An 18097-nucleotide genomic window follows, 5' to 3' on the forward strand; every position below is an offset into this window, starting at 1 on the left:
GAACTCCAGTGCGGAAGGGGCGGATGAATGACGCAGCGCGCGGCTCAGAAAGGCGCGTCGCCTTCGATCGTCGTGCGGTACAGCTTGCGGCGCAGGTGGTCGGGCGTGCCGGCGGCGAGATGCATCAGCGACCGGTTGTCCCAGAACACGAGATCGTGCGCGCGCCACTGGTGCCGGTACTGGTGCTCGGCGCGTACGCTGTGCGCGAACAGTTCGGCGAGCAGCGCGCGGCTTTCGTCGTCGGGCAGCCCGACGATGCGCGTCGTGAAATGCTCGCTGACGAACAAGGCCTTGCGGCCGGTTTCCGGATGCGTGCGCACGACCGGATGGACGACCGCGGCCACCTGCGCGATCTGCTCCGGCGACAGGTTCGGCCGCCACGGGCTGCGCGCCTGCAGTTCCGCATAACGTGCGAGATACGTATGTTCGGTGCGCCGCCCTTCGATCGCGCTGCGCAGGTGGGCCGGCAGCGTGTCCCATGCGAGATGCATGTTCGCGAACAGCGTGTCGCCGCCTTCCGCCGGCAATTCCTGCGCGTGCAGCAGCGAGCCGAGGCTCGGCTTTTCCTTGTACGACAGGTCGGAGTGCCAGAAATGACCGGCGTCGCCGAGCCCGACCGGCTTGCCGTTCTCGACGATGTTCGACACGATCAGCACCTCCGGGTGACCGGCCAGTGCGAACTGGTGCAGCACATGGATCTGCAGCGGGCCGAAGCGGCGGCTGAACGCGATGTGTTCGTCGGGCGTGATGCGCTGGTCGCGAAACACCAGTACGTGATGGTCGAGATGCGCGCGATGGATGCGCGCGAAACCATCGGCATCGAGCGGCTGCGCCAGGTCGAGGCCGATCACTTCGGCGCCGAGCGGCCCGTCGAACGGCACGATGTCGAAGCGTTGCGCCGCATGGCCCGGCCGCAATGCGGGCGGCAGCCCGGTAGAACGCGGTGCGGCATCGCGGATGGCGGTAGTGGTCACGGCACGGCCCTTGATTCGGTCAAAACGCGAATCTACGAGCGCGTGCCGGATCGCGTCAACGAAGCGATTCCGATACGGTTATCTGCTGCAGCGATAAAGATCGCTGCTCGCGCATACGGCCCGGCGGCGTGCGACACCCACCGCCCGAAGCCGTCAGGATTCCGTCGGCGAATCCGGCACCCGTGCGATGCCGTCCGGATAGCGCAGCGCGATCACCCCGTGCCGGTCGCGGATACCCATCGGCGGCGCGGCCTCCACGCTCGCGCGGTCGACGCCTTCGCATACGGCCAGGTTCGTGCTGGTGCGGTAGTAGACACGCCGGTCGTCGACTGCGAACGACCAATTCAGAAAGCGCAGGCTGGCTGCATCGATCCCCGGCAACGGCTTGCGGTAATTCTTCCCCCACAGCACATGACCGTCCGCATCGATCAGCATGTCGTGAAAGACGCCGCGCGCCGTTTCCACGTCGACGCGCCCCGGCCTGGTCACGATCTTGCCGTCGTAAAGAATCTGCGTGCCGAGCCGCGCATACCGGTAGCCGAGGCCGACCACACCGGCCGGATCGTCGATGCCGCGCTTGCGCACGCCGGCGCAGAACAGGTGCTTGGCATCCCGCGCATACGCGCCGCCGATATGCGTGAGGCTGGCCGCGTCGGCCTTGACCACGACCAGATGGCACTGCCCGTGATCGGGATCGTGGATGCCGCGATCGACGTAGTAAGCCTGCCGTGCGTCGCGATACCAGTCGCCGCCGAGCGATTCCAGCGTGGCCGCATCCCCGTCGGCGATGAGCCCTTCGCCCGCGTCGTCGTAGCGGGACGCGGCACCGGACGCGTAATGGCGCAATCCCGATGCATCGACCGCAAAGTTGTCGACCAGATGCCGGAAGCTGCCGAGATCGAAATGGTTGAGCGCGTGATAGCGATGCCCGCTGCCGACGCGCGCCCAGACGCGTTCGCCATCGGTATGGAACGGCCCGCCGAGCGGCGCGAGCGGCTCGGTTCGCGTGTCGCGCCGCTGCCGTGCTTCGGCCTCCTGCCGGCGCTGCGCCTCCTCGGCGTCGTAGATGGCCTGCTGCGCCGGCGTGATCGCCGCCGCGTCCAGATGTTGCTGCATGTGCTGCGTATGCAGCGACTGCACGGTCGCGAGGCAGAACACCGAGTTCGGGACCCCGCGCAGATACAGCGCCCAGTCGTCGGCATCGTTCCGGAAAAACCAGTGCACCGACTCGCCGTCCCATCCGGCCGGGCCCGTACGGGCCAGCAACGCGGCCTTGACGTCCCGGACCTTGCCGGGCACGACGAACGAAAGGCTGTAGTCGCTCTTGCCGAAGTCGTCGAGGCTCTCATCCTCGAACAGGCTTCGCATCAGGTTTTCGAGTTCTTGTAATGTCATCGGTGCGTGTCGATCAGGTGACGTGCAGCAGAAAGGACCAGGTTGCCGCGATCATTCTAACCATGTCGACGCGAGCGGCCGCCGCCGCACGACGCGTAATGTGGGCGCGAAACGCACTTGCCGGGCGACGTCGTTCGCGCCGGCCCGGCGTTCGACCGGCGTCCCCGGGCGGGCGATACCGGCGTGTTCCGAACCGGATCGATGAACGGACGCACGCACCGCCGTCGCACGGATGTGCGCTGACGGATGCGGCGCGTGCATGACCGGTCTCGCGACGGGTATCGCACCGTCGCCGATATCCGTGCGTCTCGCGATGCGCACTCGGGCGTCAGCGCTGCGCCGCGAAGGCGTCGATACCCGTCAATGCCGCGGACCACGCCCACAGGCGCGCCGCGTCCTCCGGATCGATTGCATGCGGCCGCACCCCCGATTCCTCGTCGCCGCGCGTCACCGCCGCAATATCGCAATCCTCGCAATAGACGCCACCGAGATCGGCAAGGCGCGGCGACGTGGCCGCCCAGACCTGGGTGGCCGCCCCCTGCGCCGGCGTCTTGAAAGTCGGATCGACGGGCACCCCGTGCTCGTCCACCCAGCCCTGCGCCATCATTTCCGCGCGCGTCAGATAACGCTGCAGCGGCGTCGCGATCTTGCCCGGATGCAGCGAATACGCGCGGACGCCGAAGCGGGCCCCGAGCGCATCCAGTTGCACCGCGAACAGCGCGTTGGCGGTCTTCGACTGCGCGTACGCCAGCCATTTGTCGTAACCGCGCGCGAACTGAACGTCGTCCCAGCGAATCGGCGACAGCCGGTGCCCGAGCGACGACACCGCGACCACGCGTGCGCCGTCGCCGTGCGCGAGCACCGGCCACAGCCGGTTGACGAGCACATAGTGGCCGAGATGATTGACGGCCATCTGCGCTTCCCAGCCGTCGCCGACGCGCGTCTCGGGGCATGCCATGATGCCCGCGCTGTTGATCACGATATGCACGTTGCGCCGCGCATCGACGAATCGTGCGGCGAATGCCGCCACGCTCGCGGCGTCGGCGAGTTCGAGCGCCGCGATCTCCACGCCGTCGATGCCGCGCGTCGCGTCGCGTGCAGCTTCGACGCTCCGCGCGCCGACGACGACGTGCGCGCCGGCCTGCGCCAGCGCACGCGTCGTTTCGAGGCCGAGGCCCGATTGGCCGCCCGTGACGATGGCGGTCTTGCCGCGGAGGTCGAGGCCGGCCAGTACGTCGCTCGCCGTCGATGCGGCGTCGAATCCGGAATGAAGGGGGTGTTGCCTGCTCGTCATTGAAGGCTCCAGGAACGATGCATGCCGCACGCGGCCGCCCATCGGTCACGTCACGGCACGTGTTCATTCTCCGGCGGCGCACCCGGACTGTGAATGCAATAGAATCCGGTTTTTCGTCGAGATCGTCCGGAGATTGCCCGTGGACCCGCTATCGGAAGTGTTGTCGCTGCTGGAAACGCGCGACTCGTTTTTCACCGGCCTGCGGGCCGGCGGCGAGTGGGCGATCGACTTGCCGCCGCCCGACGGCATCAAGTTCAACGCGGTGGTCGAAGGCAGTTGCTGGCTGACCGTCGACGGTGCGGGGCCGCCCGTCCGGCTGCGCACGGGAGACTGCTTCCTGCTGGCCGCGCCGCGGGCATTTTCGCTGGCGAGCGATCCGTCGGTCGCACCCGTGCCGGCCGCCGATGTGTACCGGCACGTCGAACGCGGTATCGCGCGCTATGGCGAACCGGCCAATTGCTTCCTGATCGGCGGCCGCTTCGCGTACGAAGAAGGCATGCCGCTGCTGCTCGGCAGCCTGCCGCCGGTGGTCGTCGTGAGCGGCGACTCCGAACAGGCGGCGGTGCTGCGCTGGTCGCTGCAGCAGCTCGCGCAGGAATTCGGCGCATCGTCGCCGGGCGGGTCGCTGATGGTCCGGCATCTCGGACACATGATGCTGGTGCAGATCCTGCGGCGCTATGTGGACGAAGGCGCGAACGGCGATGTCGGCTGGCTGGCCGGGTTCGCCGATTCACGGGTCAGCGCGGCGCTGGCCGCCATTCACGCGGCGCCCGCGCAACGCTGGACCGTCGACGCGCTGGCGGCCTGCTGCCATGTATCGCGTTCGACGTTCGCGCTGCATTTCAAGCGGCGGCTGGGATTCGGGCCGCTCGAATACGTGCTGCGATGGCGGATCCAGCTCGCGATGCGAGCGCTGCGACGCTCGAACGCATCGATATCGGCGGTCGCGCAGATGCTCGGCTACGACTCGGATAGCGCGTTCGGGCATGCGTTCAAGCGCATCGCGGGCTGCTCGCCGCGCGCGTATCGCCATGACGTGGCGAACGAGCCCGGCAACTAGCGTCGTTCCGCCCTTCTTCCAGCATCCAATGCCGCCCATCCATCGACGCCATTCGTTCGCATCAACAGTATCGGGATAAGTATTCTTATCACAATACTTCTATTGGATATCGAAACTCGCATTTCCGAAAATGCCCCGCATGCCACGGGGCCGGCCTCGCTCAGCGCCCGATCGGCAACCCGGTCGGCTCGATCCAGCCAAGCTTGTAGGCGATCAGCAGCGACAAGAACAGCGTCACCGACAGCCCGACGCGTGCCGCGAGCGACCACGCCATCCGCTTGGACTTGCCGCGATCGTGATTCATGAAATACAGCGCGAAGATCAAGCTCGCGATGATCATCGCGAATGCCACAGAAACCAGCAGGGTTTTCATTGCTGTTGCCTTTGAAGATCCGAATCGGCCTGAATCAGTTCGGCCAGTTTTTGCCGCTCGTCGGCGACATCGCCGACGCCCGACGCCGGCCAGTCCAGCGCGACGCCATTGCCCAGCGAGTCGCGCACGAGTGCCTGGTAGCGCCGGTCGTTGATGCGGCCGTGTTCCATCGTTTCCGAGATTTCCCGCCGGAACGGCAGCGGGAAACTCGCGTACGCGCGCGACAGCGCCGCATATTGTCTCGCATCGATCTCTTTCGACGATGGTATGACAGTCCAGATCACCACAGCCACGATGGCCGTGAACGGGATCGCAGTGTAGCGAAGGATGAACTTGATCGGAGTCATGAAGCGGTGGGCAGAAGTGAGCAAGCAGACGCCGCGCGGCAACGAAACGGCAAGCGCGGCTGCATCGCGCATCATTGTACTGAAAGCCCCATCCAGCCAACAGAGTATGATAATGACATTATCATGTTCGTCACATGATTCGACAGACCCGGTATCCGGCGCAAGCGGCGCGCCCAGCCCGCCGTCCGGCGCCGGCTCTCCCGTCCGTGCCCGCGATCCGCGGCGATTGAGCGAAGCCCCTATGCCAGCGCAGTACTTTCGAAACCTGACGGGAAAACACCGCAGCGCGACCGCGAACCGCCAGCTCGGGTTTTCGCTCGCGTTCGTCGCCGGCGCGGCCAATGCCGGCGGCTTTCTCGCGGTCAAGCAATACACGTCGCACATGAGCGGCATCGTGTCGGCCATCGCCGACCAGACGGCACTCGGCGACGTGCGCCTCGCGCTCGCCGGCATCAGCTCGCTGGGATCGTTCCTGATCGGCGCCGGCTGCTCGGCGATCCTGGTCAACTGGGGCCGCCGCCGCGGCCTGCACAGCCAGTTCATGCTGCCGCTGCTGGTCGAAGCCGCGCTGCTGCTCCTGTTCGGGCTGCTCGGCAGCCACCTCGCACTGTGGGAAACGTTCTTCGTGCCCGTGACCGTGACGCTGCTGTGCTTCATCATGGGGCTGCAGAACGCGACAATCACGAAGCTGTCGGGCGCGGAAATCCGCACGACGCACATGACGGGCATCGTGACCGACCTCGGCATCGAGCTCGGGAAGCTGTTCTACTGGAACCGGTCGGCCATCGACGTCGACGCGCACGCGGTGATTGCCAATCGTTCGAAACTGAGGATTCACGCGACGATGCTCACGTCGTTCTTCGTCGGCGGCCTGGCCGGCGCGGTCGGCTTCAAGCATGTCGGCTACGTGTCGACCGTGCCGCTCGCCGCGGTGCTCGTCACGCTCGCCATCGTGCCGGTGCTCGACGACCTGCTCGCGCTACTGCGCAACAAACGCTGATCGCGCGCCAGGACGGCATTTCCAGCGATAGTGCCGAAAGCGGATCGATTATAATTTGATTAACATACCGACCACCCTCGCCCCGTAATGGAAACGAAAACCGCCCGCCTGACCGTCCTGATCGATCCCGCGAAGAAGGAAGCCTTCGAGATGCTCTGCGCGGAGCAGGATCTTACGCCGTCGCAAGTCGTGCGGCAGTTGATCCGCGAATATCTCGACCGGCACGGCGTCACCTACAAGACCAAGAGCGCGCTCGGCAAGCGCGTGAAGTAAGCGCGGCCGCAGCGTCGGCTACCGGCCTGTTACGCACCGATTACGCACCGATCTCCCATCGTCCGTGCGACTGCGCGCGCCAGACCAGCCGCCGCGGATCGATACCCTCCCCGTCCTTCATGCGCCTCGCGGTGGCCGCCAGCTTCAGCTCGCCGGCCTGCGCGCATGCAAGCGCACGCTCCAGCAGGATGCGCAGCGACGGCAGCCGGCTGCCGTCCCTCCATGCGAATGCAACGAAGTTGTTGTCGTCGCCGCACGGCACCAGCGCATACGACGAACCGAATACCGATCGCAACTGCTCGAGGTGCTGCGGCAACGCCGGATCGTCGTCCATGAAGTTGATCGCGAGCACGCCGGTGTCGCCCAGGCGCGCGCGGCACGCGTCGATGAATGCGACGCCCGCACAGCGGCCCCGCATGCCGTCGGCGACAAATGCATCGTGCAGGATCACGTCCGTCCGGACATCCACCCGCTCCAGATGATCCGCGCCGTCGGCGCATACCACCCTGAATCGCGCATCATCGGCAGGAATCCTGAAGACATCGCGCAACGCAATCACGTCGGGGTTGATCTCGACCGCGTCGATCGCCGTACCCGGCAGGTGCCGGTAGCAGTATTTCGCGAGCGAACCGCCGCCGAGCCCGAGCATGCAGATGTGGGCGGGTTCGGCCTGCAGCAGCAGAAAACCCATCATCACGCGCGTATACCCGAGCTCGAGCCGCACCGGATCGCGAAGCGACATGAAGCTCTGGGTGCCGAAATGATCGAAATGCAGCGATACCGCGTGCTGCGTCTCCAGCACGAACGGCCGACCGTCGTTCAGCGGCGTCGCCAGGAACCTGACGAACGCGTCGTAGGAAGTTCGATCCTCGGCCATGGGCGGGCAATCGGTTGGAAGCCGTCGGGCGCGGCGTGCGCTCAGACTTTCTTCAGGTAGCAAGCCTTCAGCATGAAGCCGCCCATGTCGGTCTTGCAGTCGACTTCGTGGTCGCCGCCGACGAGCCGGATGCTCTTGACCTTGGTGCCCATCTTCAGCGTGATCGACGAGCCCTTCACGCGCAGATCCTTGATCAGCACGACCGAATCGCCGTCCGACAGCACGTTGCCGTTCGCGTCCTTGACGACGTCGCCCGCCGGTTCGTCGCCGGCTTCGGCGCCTGCGTCGGCCGACCACTCATGGCCGCAGTCGGCGCAGACGGTCAGCGCGCCGTCCGGGTAAGTGTTTTCCATCGCGCATTGCGGGCAGGCGGGGGCATTCATTGCAGCTTCCATTCGGGAGGAGTTCGGGTCGGTCGATCACGATGCCGGGCGAGCAGGTTGCGTGCCCGGATGCGTCGTCGCGCGCCCGCCGGCAGCGCGGCGGGCCGGTATCGGCGCACACGACATTATAATGCAATTCACATAGACTGACCGATGTATTATAATCGCGGTTTCGCGACAATCCGCGAACTTGAAGGCGCCTTCGCTGCGGATGCCGGCACGTTCGTGCCGAATGGCGTCGCGCACCCTGCGGGGAATCGCGAAGCGCCGGTCGCCCGATGCGCGCAACCCCGCGTTTCGTGCCGCTCCGGTGCGCCGCCGGCCCGGCGCCGCGCCCCGATCCCGACCACCTGTCCGGAGGTTTTCCAGCATCGTGGCAACCGTTATGTACGTTCAAATCGGCCCCGCATGGAACCGCAATCGCGGCCGCATCGCGCGCGACGCGACCGTCGACGCGGCACGCCGTTTCGACAGCGACATCCAGCTGATCGCCAACGGGCACAGCAGCAACGCAAAAGACAGCGGCGCGATCGCGTCGCTGCAGGTACACGGCGGCACGTCGGCCCAGGTGCTCGCCACCGGCCCCGACGAGGAAGCGGCGCTTCAGGCGCTGCTGCCGTTGCTGCAAGCCAGTTGACGCTTGCGCCGCCGATCCCGCGGCCGCGTGCCGCCCACCCCGAAACGCCATTTCACGAGGAAGCGATGAACGACACGCTCACGCCCAACACCCCTAACCTGTCGGCCTCCGCGATCTGGGCACTCGAACGCCTCGCCGACGTACGCTACGGCCGCGATGCGCCGGCGCTCGGCTGGTCGATCGCGCGGGAACTCGTCAGCGCGGGGTTCGTCAGCCATCCCGCGCACGGCCGCTCCGGCGCGTCGATCACTGCCGAAGGGCGTACGTTCCTGAAAAGCCGGAAGTAACGCGCGGCCGGACCGCCGGGCTCAGAACCGGTGCCGGATGCCGACGATCGCCAGCAGTTGCGAATTCGTGCCGGCATCGACGTTGTACGACCCGATCACGGCCTGGGCCGGCCCCGCCCCGTTGAAACCGCTCGCATGCTGGTAGCCGACGGTCGTATAGAGGTCGGTGCGCTTGCTCAGCAGATAGTCGACGCCTGCGTTGACCTGGTGATAGCGCGCGGACGAATCGCCGCCCGACCACGTGAAGTTGTAGCCGACGATGGCCAGCAGCGACGGCAGCGCTTGCCATTGCGCGAACGCGGAACCGTTCCGGTAGCGCTCCGCCTGCACAAACGTCGACGCCGCGTCGGGGCGATATTCGCTGAAGCTGAACGCCGCGCCGACCGTCACGTTGCCGATCGCATATTGCGCGCCGGCGCGCGCGATCCCGATCGAACGGGCCGACGCATACGCACGACTGACAGCGCTTTTGAAGAACGCATCGGCCGACGTCACGCCGCGCGTCGAACGGATCGCATTGCCGTTGTCGACGTGCAGATAGCCGGCCGCGGCGCTCAGCGGGCCGTCCGCATAGCCGACCGCACCGGCATATGCGAGTCCCGACCCCGACGCGCCGGCCACGCCGCCCGGCGAGACCATCGCCGCGACCGTCACGCCGCGCCATGTCGCACTCGTCCATTTGACCGCGTTGCTGAACGTCACGCTGCTGTCGTAGTTGTCGACGTCGCCGGGCGGCGCGAACAGTCCGCTGAACGCATCGGCCGTGATCGGCTGCACGAGATCCGTCACGGGATCGTTCTGCCGGCCGAGGGTCAGCTTGCCCCACCTGTCCGATGCGATGCCGACGAACGCTTTCGCACCGAACAGCCGCCCTTCATCGAGCTGGCCGGTCGCGACGTCGAAATTGTTCTCGAGCGTGAAGATCGCGCTCATCCCGCCGCCGAGATCCTCGTTGCCGGTCAACCCCCACTCGTTCGACGACAGCGCGCCCGACGAAATCGACACGCGCGACTTCCCGCCTTCCGCGTGGTTCAGGTAGGCAATCCCCGTATCGATCGTGCCGTACAGCGTGACCGAGCTTTCTGCGCGCGCGGCGACGGAAAGCGCAGCCGCTACGGCAGCGCCTGCAACCAGCATGGAATTTTTCATCGTGATTATGGATAAGTACTGCGAATCGATTTGAACGGACGCCGGCGCGGCATCGGTCGTGCGCTGCGCCGGATCACGGCATCGCGACGCTCGCGGCGCGCACGCCTGGGCACGTGGCGTGCGCGCGCGAGCATCGGTCACACAGGTTCGCCCGTTACCACGGGCACGGCTCGATCAGGATGCGTCGCAACTGAACCGGTAGCTGTCGTCGAGCTTCTTCGCCAGCACGAGCGTGCGCATGTTGAGCGCGCGAGCCGCATCGCACAGCGTGCGTTGCCCGCTCGGTGTGCGGTACTTGCCCGCATACTCGGCATTCAGCACCGGCTTGTTCTTCGATGTGAACACCTTGTAGCCGGGGCACTCCTTCTGCTCGTTGCATTCCTCGTTCACCGCGAAATCGAACGACGGCTCGAGCGCTGCGAGCTGATCGACGTCGTTCTTCAGCCCGACCGCCAGGTTGCGCTTGTGCGCCTCGTTCGCGATGAACACGTTGAACGCGTACTGGTCGGTGTCCTGCAGCGGGAAACCGGTGTCGTTTGCGTAACCGTCGACGTTGTCGGGCTCGACGCCGTCGCACCCCTTCGCCACCGCGCGATCGAGGCGGGCCACCATGATGTCGCGCACGTTGCTCGAACGGATGTCGAGCCAGCGCTCGCCTTCCCATTCATCGAGCTTGTTGCCCTGGTCGGATTCCTTGAACTTCGAGAAATCGGGCCGCCAGTTCTCCGAACTTCCCGCCGAGAAGTAGCAGACGACCTTGCGCCCGGCCTGCTTGAGCGCCGCGATCGTCGCCGGGTCGGTATCGAACAGGTCGATGTCGTAGATCGCGACGTTGTACGACGTATTGAGCTTGCCCCTGAGCTGCCATTGCCACGTGTCGGACGCCGCGGGTGTCCAGTGCGCTGCGGCGCGCGCGGGCGCCGCAGCGGCCGGCGGCGGGGCGGCAAAGGCCTTGGCCGACAACGGGTCGGACGACCCGTCGCCGCAGGCCTGCAGGATCGATGCGCACAGCGCGAGCGCCGCGACACAGGAAAGGTTGCGTACGGTCTTTTTCATCGAAGCATCTCCAGTGGAGGGATCGGAATGACGAATGGAACTACACGTTGCGGAACTGCCGGTTGCCCGGCGATGGACGCTGCCGAGCGGTGGTACGCGGTGATGCCGGGTGACACTCATGCGTCGAGCGGCTCGGCGCGCAGCAGCGCCGCATGCTCGAAGCGCAATGCGATTGCGTCATGCCCGGGCACGATGCGGCCGACCTCGCGATGGCCGTTCGCGTAATCGACGATCCGGTACGACCGGCCGGGCTGCAGGCCGCGCAGCGCGACCGGGCCGCTCCAGCGGTCGGCGTAGAACGCGTAATGCAGCACGCCGTCCTTTTCCACGACGTGCGCCTCGGGCTTGTCGAACGCGATGTCGTACAGCTCGCCGCGATAGCGGCCCTCGGCAAGCCGGTGCGCGTTGTAAACCTCGACCCAGTGCCGCCACGCCTGCTCGCGCTCGGGCGTCAGCAGGAACGAATCCTTCGGCTTCGGATCGACCGGCCACGTGAACTTCGTCGAGATGACGGCGCCGACGCCCACCGCCGACGCGAAGTCGCGGCCGCCGTCGCTCAGTTCGACGTGGTCGCCCGCATACGCGGACGACGCCCCCATCAGCGCCTTCAGCGTCTTGCCCTTGTGGCGCACCTGCCAGCTCGACAGCGGATCGGACGCGGGCGCCTGGTCGATGTAGCGCATGTTGTGGAATGCGTACGCGGTGCCGCACGGGCACACTTCGACGACCGCGTCCGGCTTGACCGCATGCGCGGCGTCGTGGAACGTGCGATAGAAATCCGCGAGATGCTCGACCGAATCCTCCGGCCGCGCATGACGGTGCGCGGGGTTGTAGCACGGCGCGACGCCGTTCAGGTGCTGGCCGTCGATCTTCATTCCGTCGAAGCCCCACTCGCCGATCACCTTCTTCACGAGCGCGGCGACATGCGCCTGCGTCTTTTCGTAGGCCGGGCACAGGTAGAAGCTGTTCCACCACGTGATCGCCTGCGGTGCGCCGTCCGCGTCGAGCAGCAGCATGTCGGTGTGGTCGTGCAGCTCGTCGCTGCCCGGCGCGACCGCGAGCGGCGCGATCCAGAGCCGCGCCTTCTGCCCGCTTGCATGGATGTCGTCGACGAGCGCCTTCATGTCCGCGTCGCCGGCCGGGAATTTCGCGCGGTCGGGCACCCAGTCGCCGGTCCGCCGTTGCCAGCCGTCGTCGAGCACCGCCCATTTGAAGCCGAGTTCCCGCACCTTCGGCAACGTGGCACGCACGTAGTCGAGGCTGAACTGGCGCTCGTAGCCCCACGCGCACCAGATCGGCTCGTAGGCGCTCGCCGGCGGCTGCGGCGAATGAAAGCCCTGCGCGCCCATCATCTGCCGGTACGTGTCGAGCGCAACGAAATAGTCGCCGTCGTGCAGCATCACGAACGCGGTCGGCGCATCGAGAGTCGCGCCCGGTGCGAGCGTGACCGTCTTCTCGCCGCGCAGGCCGAGCGTCACTTCGTTGCGCACCGCCTTCACCGGCAGCGACACCAGGCGCGGCACGGTATCGAGATGGCCGAGCGCGATGCCCTGATCGCGCCGCCACACGTCGACGACCGGCGTGCCGCCGCCGTAATCCGATGCGTTCATGCCCATGAAATTGCGCTGGTCGAAGCCGGCCTTCACCGGCTGCACCCAGTCGCGCCGGTCCGCATGGCTCGCGCCCGAATAGGTCCAGTAGCCGCCCGCGCCGGCGGCGGCCGGCAGCAGCCGGTGCGCACCGACGTTCCATGCGCGGATGTCGGTCGCCTGTGTGCCGACGTTGCGGAACTGCGTGTCGATCAGCGCAACACCCGGCCGCGCTTCGAGCAGCGTGATGCGCACCGTCTTCTCGAAACCGTTCGCCGAGCGCCCGACCAGCCGCAATTGCCGCCCCGCGCCGAACACGGTCGAGACGTCGGCATGCGCGGCATCGACGATCGCGAAGCGGTCGATCGTCCGCACCGGCCGCGTGTCGGGCGCGGGGCCGTCCGAGGTCGGCGCCGGCGCCGGACCGATCAGCTGTTCGAGCGTCTCGCTCGCATCGAACCGGGTCAGTGCGCGCGTGCCGCCACCGCGGCGCACGGCCAGCCGGCTGCGCATCGCCGGGTCGAACTCGATCACGAGCCGGTCGTCACGCAGCGCAACGCGCTGCGGTTCGCCGCCGTGTGCATCGCGCACGCCGACGCCGACCAGGATCGGGCTCGCCGCGCCGGCGGCCAGCCACTGCACGAACGCGCGCCGGGTGGTCATTGGCGCACCTCGCGGCGAAGCGGCATGCGCCGCGCCGGCCTGCCGGCCAGCCGGACGGGCGAGAGAAATCGAAAGGAAAAACAAGCGTTCATACGGAGTTCCTCGTGAAGAAGGGCCGTGCGCCGACGCATCCGCCTCGCGCAGATCGGCAATCTAGTTCATCTTTCGATTTCTTTCGTTTGTGGTTTACACTAATAACGAAAGAAATCGAAAGCTCATAGATTGGCGGCTCCCGGCACGTAATTCTGCTATTTTTTGCTGATCCGTCGTCGGGACGGCCCGCCGAAAGCCTCCGATTTCGCTTCATATGGCAACAAACAAAAGCATTCGACGGATTTGAACCTACTTCGAAAGACGCGACCGATGCAAAACAACTGGCTCGTTCACGCGCTCGTCACAACCCTGCTGTGGGGCGTGTGGGGCGCATTCACCGGCTTGCCCGCCGAGCAGGGCTTCCCCGATACGCTGATCTACGTGGTCTGGGCGTTCACGATGATTCCGCCCGCGCTGGTCGCGCTCGGACGCGCCGGCTGGCGCGTGCGGCACGACGGCCGGTCGCTGGCGCTCGGGCTCGCCATCGGGCTGCTCGGCGCCGGCGGACAGATGCTGCTGTTCCGTGCGGTCGAATCGGGGCCGCCGTATCTCGTGTTCCCGATCGTGTCGCTGTCGCCGGCGCTGACGATCGCGCTGTCGTTCCTGCTGCTGCGCGAACGCACGGGCAAGCTCGGCGTGGCCGGCATCCTGCTCGCGCTGTGCTCGCTGCCGCTGTTCGATTTCCAGTCGGGCCAGGGGCCTGCCCGGTTCGGGCTGTGGTTCGCGCTCGCGCTGCTGGTGCTCGTCGCGTGGGGGCTGCAGGCGTATTTCATCAAGATCGCGAACGCGACGATGGACGCGGAATCGATCTTCTTCTACATGGCGCTGACGGGCCTGCTCTGCGTGCCGTTCGCGCTGTGGATGACCGACTTCGGCCGCACGATCAACTACGGGCTCAACGGCCCGGGGCTCGCGGCCGTGATCCAGGTGCTGAATGCGATCGGCGCGCTGACGCTCGTGTACGCGTTCCGCTTCGGCAAGGCGATCGTCGTGTCGCCGCTCGTCAACGCGGGCGCGCCGCTGCTGACGTCGGTGATCTCGATGGCCGTCACCGGCACGACGCCGACCGGCAGCAAGCTGACGGGCATCGCGCTGGCGCTGCTGGCCGCGCTGCTGCTCGCGCTGCAGCCGGAAAGCGCGGCGGCGACCGGCGCGGCGGGGGAATCGGCATGAACTATCTGCTCGATCTCGTCCGCCGCCACAAACAGGCATCGCGTCACGCGCCGCACGGCGTACCCGCGATCGGCATCCCGTCCGTATGCTCCGCGCATCCGGTCGCGATCGCCGCGGCGCTGCGCGAATGCGCGGCGCGCGAGCGCCCTGCACTGATCGAAGCCACCTGCAACCAGGTCAACCAGGACGGCGGCTATACGGGCATGACGCCGCACGACTTCCGCCGCCACGTGCTCGACATCGCCGCACGCGAACGCGTGAGCCCCGATGCGATCCTGCTCGGCGGCGACCATCTCGGCCCGAACCCATGGCGCCGGCTGCCGGCCGCGCAAGCAATGGACAAGGCCGAGACGATGGTCGCGCAATACGTGGCGGCCGGCTTCCGCAAGCTGCATCTCGACTGCTCGATGTCGTGCGCGGACGATCCGTCGCCGCTGCCCGAGCCCGAGATCGCCGCGCGCGCCGTGCGCCTGTGCCGCGCCGCCGAGGCTGCGTGGGCGGCCGGCTCGCCGCGCGGCGAGGCGCCCGTCTACGTGATCGGCACCGAGGTGCCGGTGCCCGGCGGCGCGCACGAGACGCTCGATACGCTGGCGGTCACCGCGCCCGGCGCGGCCGCCTCGACGCTGGCGCTGCATCGCGACGCATTCGCGCGCGCCGGCCTCGACGATACGTGGTCGCGCGTGATCGCGATGGTCGTGCAGCCCGGTGTCGAGTTCGACCATCACAAGGTCATCGACTACGACGCCGGTAACGCGCGTGCGCTGAGCGCGTTCATCGAACGCGAACCCGCGCTGGTCTTCGAAGCGCATTCGACCGACTACCAGACGCCCGACAATCTCGCGCAACTGGCACGCGATCACTTCGCGATCCTGAAGGTGGGCCCCGGCGTGACCTTCGCGATGCGCGAAACGCTGTGGGCGCTCGCCGCGATCGAGCGCGAATGGCTCGGCGGCGACGACGGCTTCATCGCGACCGTGCTCGGCGTGATGCGCAACGAACCCGCGCATTGGCGCGACTACTACGCAGCCGGCGCACAGCTCGAACTCGACCTCGCGTACAGCCTGAGCGACCGCATCCGCTACTACTGGACCCACCCGGCCGTGCAGCGCGCGTGCGCCGACCTGCTCGCGCGCCTCGATGCAGCGCCGCCGCCGCTCACGCTGATCAGCCAGCATCTGCCGCGCCAGTACGAGGCCGTCCGCGAAGGGCGGCTCGACCTGCGTGCGAGCGCATTGTTGCAAGACGGCACGGCCGCGGCCGTCCGTCCGTACCTTCACGCGTGTGCCGCGTGACCGACTCTCCTCAGATCTGCTCATGGAATTTCTCGACCTCGATCCCGCCGACCTCACCCGCCGCCACGCCGCTCACACGGCCCGCGAAATCGCCCAGCAACCCGACGTCTGGCCCGACGTGCATGCCGTCGTCGACGCGCAACGCGCGGCGCTCGACGCGTTTCTTGCGCCACTGCTCGCCGACGTGCGCCTGCGCATCGTCCTGACGGGCGCCGGCAGTTCGGCGTTCATCGGACAGTGCCTCGTGCCCGCGCTGCGGCACCGCTTCGGCGGCCGCGTCGAAGCGGTGGCCACCACCGACATCGTCGCGAATCCCGGCGACACGCTGCAGCCTGGCGTGCCGACGCTGCTGGTCTCGTTCGCGCGCTCGGGCAACAGCCCCGAAAGCGTCGCGGCCGTCGACCTCGCGGACCGCTTCGTCGACGGTTGCCGCCATCTCGTCTTTACATGCGCGGCCGACGGCTTGCTGAACCGCCGCCTCGGTACGCATCCGCGCGCGCACGTCGTGCTGCTGCCGGAGGCGACGCACGATCAGGCGTTCGCGATGACGTCCAGTTTCAGCGGCATGCTGCTCGGTGCGGCCTGGGCGTTCGGCGTGGCCGGCATGCCGGTCGGGCCGCTGGCCGACGCCGCGCGCACGCTGCTGCGCGAACAGGCGTCGCGCATCGCCGCGCACGTGCGGCAGTTGCCCGAGCGCGTCGTGTATCTCGGCAGCGGCGCGCTGCTCGGGCTCGCGCGCGAAGCCGCGCTGAAGCTGCTGGAACTGACCGACGGGCTGATCGTCGCGATGGCCGAATCGCCGCTCGGCTTCCGGCACGGCCCGAAGACGTTCCTCGACGAACGCACGCTCGTCGTCGTGCTGCTGTCCGGCGATCCGCATACGCGCCGCTACGATCTCGACCTGCTGCGCGAATTGCGGCGCGAAAACCGCGCGGCCGGCATACTGTCGATCGGCGTCGCGGCAGCCGACGGCGCGGGCACCACCGGGACGCTGCCGCCGTCCGACGACGACCTGACGGTGCCGCTGCCGCCCGGCCTGCCCGACCTCGCGCTCGCGCCCGTCGCGCTGATCCTCGCGCAGTGTTTCGCGTTGCTTGCGTCGCTGCGGCTCGGGCTCACGCCCGACAACCCGAGCGCGTCCGGCACGGTCAACCGCGTCGTCGCCGGCGTCACCATTCATCCGTATGCGGGGCAGCCCACATGACTCCACTCTTTCTCGGCATCGACGGCGGCGGCACCAAGACCGCGTTCCTGGTGATCGACCCGCACGGCCGTGTGCTCGCGCGCCACGAAACGACCACCAGCTATTACCTCGAGATCGGCATGGACGCGCTGCGCACGCTGCTCGCCGACGGCGTGCACGCCGTGCTGGCCGCGGCGGACGTCGCACGCGACGAGATCGCGTATGCATTCGCCGGCTTGCCCGCGTACGGCGAGGACAGCCGCCTGCTGCCCGAGCTCGACGGCCTGCTCGCGCCGCTGTTCGCGCGCGAGCGCTACCGGATCGGCAACGACATGGTGTGCAGCTGGGCCGGCACGCTGGCCGGCGGCGACGGTATCAGCATCGTCGCCGGCACCGGGTCGATCGCGTACGGGCAACTCGAAGGCCGCGCCGCGCGCTGCGGCGGCTGGGGCGAGATCTTCGGCGACGAGGGCTCGGCCTACTGGCTCGCGCGCGAAGGGCTCGCCGCGTTCTCGCGGATGGCCGACGGCCGCGCCGCGCGCGGGCCGCTGTTCGACATCGTGCGCACGCACTTTTCGCTCGACCACGATCTCGACCTGTGCGCGGCCGTGAATTCGGGCGCCGTGCGCAGCCGCTTCGCACAACTGTCGCGGCTCGTGATCGACGCGGCACGCGCGGGCGACGCCGAAGCGCACACGCTGCTCGAACGCGGGACGGACGAGCTCGCGCAACTCGCGGCCGGCGTCGCCCGCGCGCTCGACTGGCCGCCCGGCCAGCCGCTGCCCGTGTCGTATTCGGGCGGCGTGTTCAATGCGGGCGCGCTCGTGCTCGATCCGCTGCGCGACGCGCTCGCCCGCTGCGTGCCGCAAGCGGTGCTTACCGCACCGCGGCTCGGCCCGCATGTCGGCGCGGCCGTCCACGCGGCCCGGCTCGCGGGCCGGCCGCTCGATCCGTCGGCATTGCGTGCGCTCCAGCCCGGGCAGGGGTTTTGATATCATT

Annotated in this window: 19 protein-coding genes; 9 read left to right on the plus strand and 10 right to left on the minus strand. The window is 67.7% G+C overall.

Translation table 11 applies throughout. The features are described 5' to 3' along the window. Window positions 1-44: 44 nt before the first annotated feature. The 3 genes from ACWMMN_RS35610 to ACWMMN_RS35620 all read right to left on the minus strand — a co-directional run bounded on the left by ACWMMN_RS35610 (window position 45) and on the right by ACWMMN_RS35620 (window position 3663). A complete protein-coding gene (locus tag ACWMMN_RS35610) occupies window positions 45-974 on the minus strand; it encodes a TauD/TfdA dioxygenase family protein (protein ID WP_486424181.1) in 930 nt (309 codons plus the stop codon). A 153-nt stretch (window positions 975-1127) separates the two neighbouring features. Then, a complete protein-coding gene (locus ACWMMN_RS35615; RefSeq protein ID WP_059241876.1) occupies window positions 1128-2369 on the minus strand; it encodes a hypothetical protein in 1242 nt (413 codons plus the stop codon). A gap of 328 nt (window positions 2370-2697) precedes the next feature. After that, a complete protein-coding gene (locus ACWMMN_RS35620; protein WP_486424182.1) occupies window positions 2698-3663 on the minus strand; it encodes an SDR family NAD(P)-dependent oxidoreductase in 966 nt (321 codons plus the stop codon). A 139-nt stretch (window positions 3664-3802) separates the two neighbouring features. Here ACWMMN_RS35620 and ACWMMN_RS35625 point away from each other — a divergent pair, with 139 nt between their 5' ends. Continuing rightward, entirely contained in the window at window positions 3803-4723 is a 921-nt protein-coding gene (locus ACWMMN_RS35625) for an AraC family transcriptional regulator (RefSeq protein WP_342706421.1), read from the plus strand. A 160-nt stretch (window positions 4724-4883) separates the two neighbouring features. On the opposite strand, the gene ACWMMN_RS35630 is transcribed toward ACWMMN_RS35625, so the two are convergent. Together ACWMMN_RS35630 and ACWMMN_RS35635 are read right to left on the minus strand one after the other, a co-directional pair. Further along, window positions 4884-5096 carry a twin transmembrane helix small protein gene (locus ACWMMN_RS35630; RefSeq protein ID WP_006489184.1) on the minus strand — a complete coding sequence of 71 codons (213 nt, stop codon included), beginning with the start codon at window positions 5094-5096 and terminating at the stop codon, window positions 4884-4886. After that, the gene (locus ACWMMN_RS35635) at window positions 5093-5443 is read right to left on the minus strand and encodes a hypothetical protein (protein ID WP_059242480.1); all 351 of its coding nucleotides are present in this window, start codon (window positions 5441-5443) and stop codon (window positions 5093-5095) included. The genes ACWMMN_RS35630 and ACWMMN_RS35635 overlap by 4 nt, the downstream gene beginning before the upstream one ends. Before the next feature lie 241 nt (window positions 5444-5684). On the opposite strand from ACWMMN_RS35635, the gene ACWMMN_RS35640 reads away from it, so the two are divergent. Both ACWMMN_RS35640 and ACWMMN_RS35645 read left to right on the plus strand, forming a co-directional pair. After that, the gene (locus ACWMMN_RS35640; RefSeq protein WP_059241880.1) at window positions 5685-6443 is read left to right on the plus strand and encodes a YoaK family protein; all 759 of its coding nucleotides are present in this window, start codon (window positions 5685-5687) and stop codon (window positions 6441-6443) included. 87 nt (window positions 6444-6530) lie between these two features. Next, entirely contained in the window at window positions 6531-6716 is a 186-nt protein-coding gene (locus ACWMMN_RS35645) for a ribbon-helix-helix protein, CopG family (protein WP_021158209.1), read from the plus strand. Window positions 6717-6756: 40 nt separating this feature from the next. On the opposite strand, the gene ACWMMN_RS35650 is transcribed toward ACWMMN_RS35645, so the two are convergent. Beyond that, window positions 6757-7593 (minus strand): class I SAM-dependent methyltransferase, encoded by an 837-nt coding sequence (locus ACWMMN_RS35650; RefSeq protein ID WP_174993956.1) that lies wholly within the window; start codon window positions 7591-7593, stop codon window positions 6757-6759. A gap of 41 nt (window positions 7594-7634) precedes the next feature. Beyond that, window positions 7635-7988 carry a zinc ribbon domain-containing protein YjdM gene (locus tag ACWMMN_RS35655; protein WP_006498247.1) on the minus strand — a complete coding sequence of 118 codons (354 nt, stop codon included), beginning with the start codon at window positions 7986-7988 and terminating at the stop codon, window positions 7635-7637. 373 nt (window positions 7989-8361) lie between these two features. Here ACWMMN_RS35655 and ACWMMN_RS35660 point away from each other — a divergent pair, with 373 nt between their 5' ends. Together ACWMMN_RS35660 and ACWMMN_RS35665 are read left to right on the plus strand one after the other, a co-directional pair. Then, on the plus strand, window positions 8362-8613 hold the full coding sequence (locus tag ACWMMN_RS35660; RefSeq protein WP_059241884.1) for an HPr family phosphocarrier protein: 252 nt from the start codon (window positions 8362-8364) through the stop codon (window positions 8611-8613). A 65-nt stretch (window positions 8614-8678) separates the two neighbouring features. Next, a complete protein-coding gene (locus ACWMMN_RS35665; RefSeq protein WP_059242482.1) occupies window positions 8679-8900 on the plus strand; it encodes a hypothetical protein in 222 nt (73 codons plus the stop codon). 21 nt (window positions 8901-8921) lie between these two features. Here the strand turns inward: ACWMMN_RS35665 and ACWMMN_RS35670 are convergent, their stop codons facing one another. The 3 genes from ACWMMN_RS35670 to ACWMMN_RS35680 all read right to left on the minus strand — a co-directional run bounded on the left by ACWMMN_RS35670 (window position 8922) and on the right by ACWMMN_RS35680 (window position 13357). Beyond that, window positions 8922-10049 carry a porin gene (locus ACWMMN_RS35670; RefSeq protein ID WP_059241886.1) on the minus strand — a complete coding sequence of 376 codons (1128 nt, stop codon included), beginning with the start codon at window positions 10047-10049 and terminating at the stop codon, window positions 8922-8924. Between the two features lie 174 nt (window positions 10050-10223). Continuing rightward, window positions 10224-11105, minus strand: a complete 882-nt coding sequence (locus ACWMMN_RS35675; protein ID WP_059241888.1) for an endo alpha-1,4 polygalactosaminidase — start codon at window positions 11103-11105, stop codon at window positions 10224-10226. Between the two features lie 116 nt (window positions 11106-11221). Beyond that, the gene (locus ACWMMN_RS35680) at window positions 11222-13357 is read right to left on the minus strand and encodes a glycoside hydrolase family 36 protein (protein ID WP_174993951.1); all 2136 of its coding nucleotides are present in this window, start codon (window positions 13355-13357) and stop codon (window positions 11222-11224) included. A 363-nt stretch (window positions 13358-13720) separates the two neighbouring features. On the opposite strand from ACWMMN_RS35680, the gene ACWMMN_RS35685 reads away from it, so the two are divergent. The 4 genes from ACWMMN_RS35685 to ACWMMN_RS35700 are packed head-to-tail and all read left to right on the plus strand — an operon-like array spanning window position 13721 to window position 18090. Further along, the gene (locus tag ACWMMN_RS35685) at window positions 13721-14623 is read left to right on the plus strand and encodes a DMT family transporter (protein ID WP_059241892.1); all 903 of its coding nucleotides are present in this window, start codon (window positions 13721-13723) and stop codon (window positions 14621-14623) included. Next, window positions 14620-15915, plus strand: coding sequence for a D-tagatose-bisphosphate aldolase, class II, non-catalytic subunit (locus ACWMMN_RS35690; RefSeq protein ID WP_486424183.1), 1296 nt, complete (start codon window positions 14620-14622; stop codon window positions 15913-15915). The genes ACWMMN_RS35685 and ACWMMN_RS35690 overlap by 4 nt, the downstream gene beginning before the upstream one ends. Window positions 15916-15937: 22 nt before the next feature. Continuing rightward, complete coding sequence (locus ACWMMN_RS35695) at window positions 15938-17119, plus strand: SIS domain-containing protein (protein ID WP_059241896.1); 1182 nt, start codon at window positions 15938-15940, stop codon at window positions 17117-17119. Beyond that, window positions 17116-18090, plus strand: coding sequence for an N-acetylglucosamine kinase (locus ACWMMN_RS35700; protein WP_059241898.1), 975 nt, complete (start codon window positions 17116-17118; stop codon window positions 18088-18090). The genes ACWMMN_RS35695 and ACWMMN_RS35700 overlap by 4 nt, the downstream gene beginning before the upstream one ends. The last annotated feature ends 7 nt before the right edge of the window (window positions 18091-18097 follow it).

This window comes from Burkholderia cepacia complex sp. TUM26381, from assembly GCF_057439935.1.

Excerpts from the sequence above, each read along its gene's own strand:
- ACWMMN_RS35615 (WP_059241876.1), bottom strand. The coding sequence starts at position 2,369 with ATGACATTACAAGAACTCGAAAACCTGATGCGAAGCCTGTTCGAGGAT.
- ACWMMN_RS35620 (WP_486424182.1), bottom strand. The coding sequence starts at position 3,663 with ATGACGAGCAGGCAACACCCCCTTCATTCCGGATTCGACGCCGCATCG.
- ACWMMN_RS35630 (WP_006489184.1), bottom strand. The coding sequence starts at position 5,096 with ATGAAAACCCTGCTGGTTTCTGTGGCATTCGCGATGATCATCGCGAGC.
- ACWMMN_RS35635 (WP_059242480.1), bottom strand. The coding sequence starts at position 5,443 with ATGACTCCGATCAAGTTCATCCTTCGCTACACTGCGATCCCGTTCACG.
- ACWMMN_RS35640 (WP_059241880.1), top strand. The coding sequence starts at position 5,685 with ATGCCAGCGCAGTACTTTCGAAACCTGACGGGAAAACACCGCAGCGCG.
- ACWMMN_RS35645 (WP_021158209.1), top strand. The coding sequence starts at position 6,531 with ATGGAAACGAAAACCGCCCGCCTGACCGTCCTGATCGATCCCGCGAAG.
- ACWMMN_RS35650 (WP_174993956.1), bottom strand. The coding sequence starts at position 7,593 with ATGGCCGAGGATCGAACTTCCTACGACGCGTTCGTCAGGTTCCTGGCG.
- ACWMMN_RS35655 (WP_006498247.1), bottom strand. The coding sequence starts at position 7,988 with ATGGAAGCTGCAATGAATGCCCCCGCCTGCCCGCAATGCGCGATGGAA.
- ACWMMN_RS35660 (WP_059241884.1), top strand. The coding sequence starts at position 8,362 with ATGTACGTTCAAATCGGCCCCGCATGGAACCGCAATCGCGGCCGCATC.
- ACWMMN_RS35665 (WP_059242482.1), top strand. The coding sequence starts at position 8,679 with ATGAACGACACGCTCACGCCCAACACCCCTAACCTGTCGGCCTCCGCG.
- ACWMMN_RS35670 (WP_059241886.1), bottom strand. The coding sequence starts at position 10,049 with ATGAAAAATTCCATGCTGGTTGCAGGCGCTGCCGTAGCGGCTGCGCTT.
- ACWMMN_RS35675 (WP_059241888.1), bottom strand. The coding sequence starts at position 11,105 with ATGAAAAAGACCGTACGCAACCTTTCCTGTGTCGCGGCGCTCGCGCTG.
- ACWMMN_RS35680 (WP_174993951.1), bottom strand. The coding sequence starts at position 13,357 with ATGACCACCCGGCGCGCGTTCGTGCAGTGGCTGGCCGCCGGCGCGGCG.
- ACWMMN_RS35685 (WP_059241892.1), top strand. The coding sequence starts at position 13,721 with ATGCAAAACAACTGGCTCGTTCACGCGCTCGTCACAACCCTGCTGTGG.
- ACWMMN_RS35690 (WP_486424183.1), top strand. The coding sequence starts at position 14,620 with ATGAACTATCTGCTCGATCTCGTCCGCCGCCACAAACAGGCATCGCGT.
- ACWMMN_RS35695 (WP_059241896.1), top strand. The coding sequence starts at position 15,938 with ATGGAATTTCTCGACCTCGATCCCGCCGACCTCACCCGCCGCCACGCC.
- ACWMMN_RS35700 (WP_059241898.1), top strand. The coding sequence starts at position 17,116 with ATGACTCCACTCTTTCTCGGCATCGACGGCGGCGGCACCAAGACCGCG.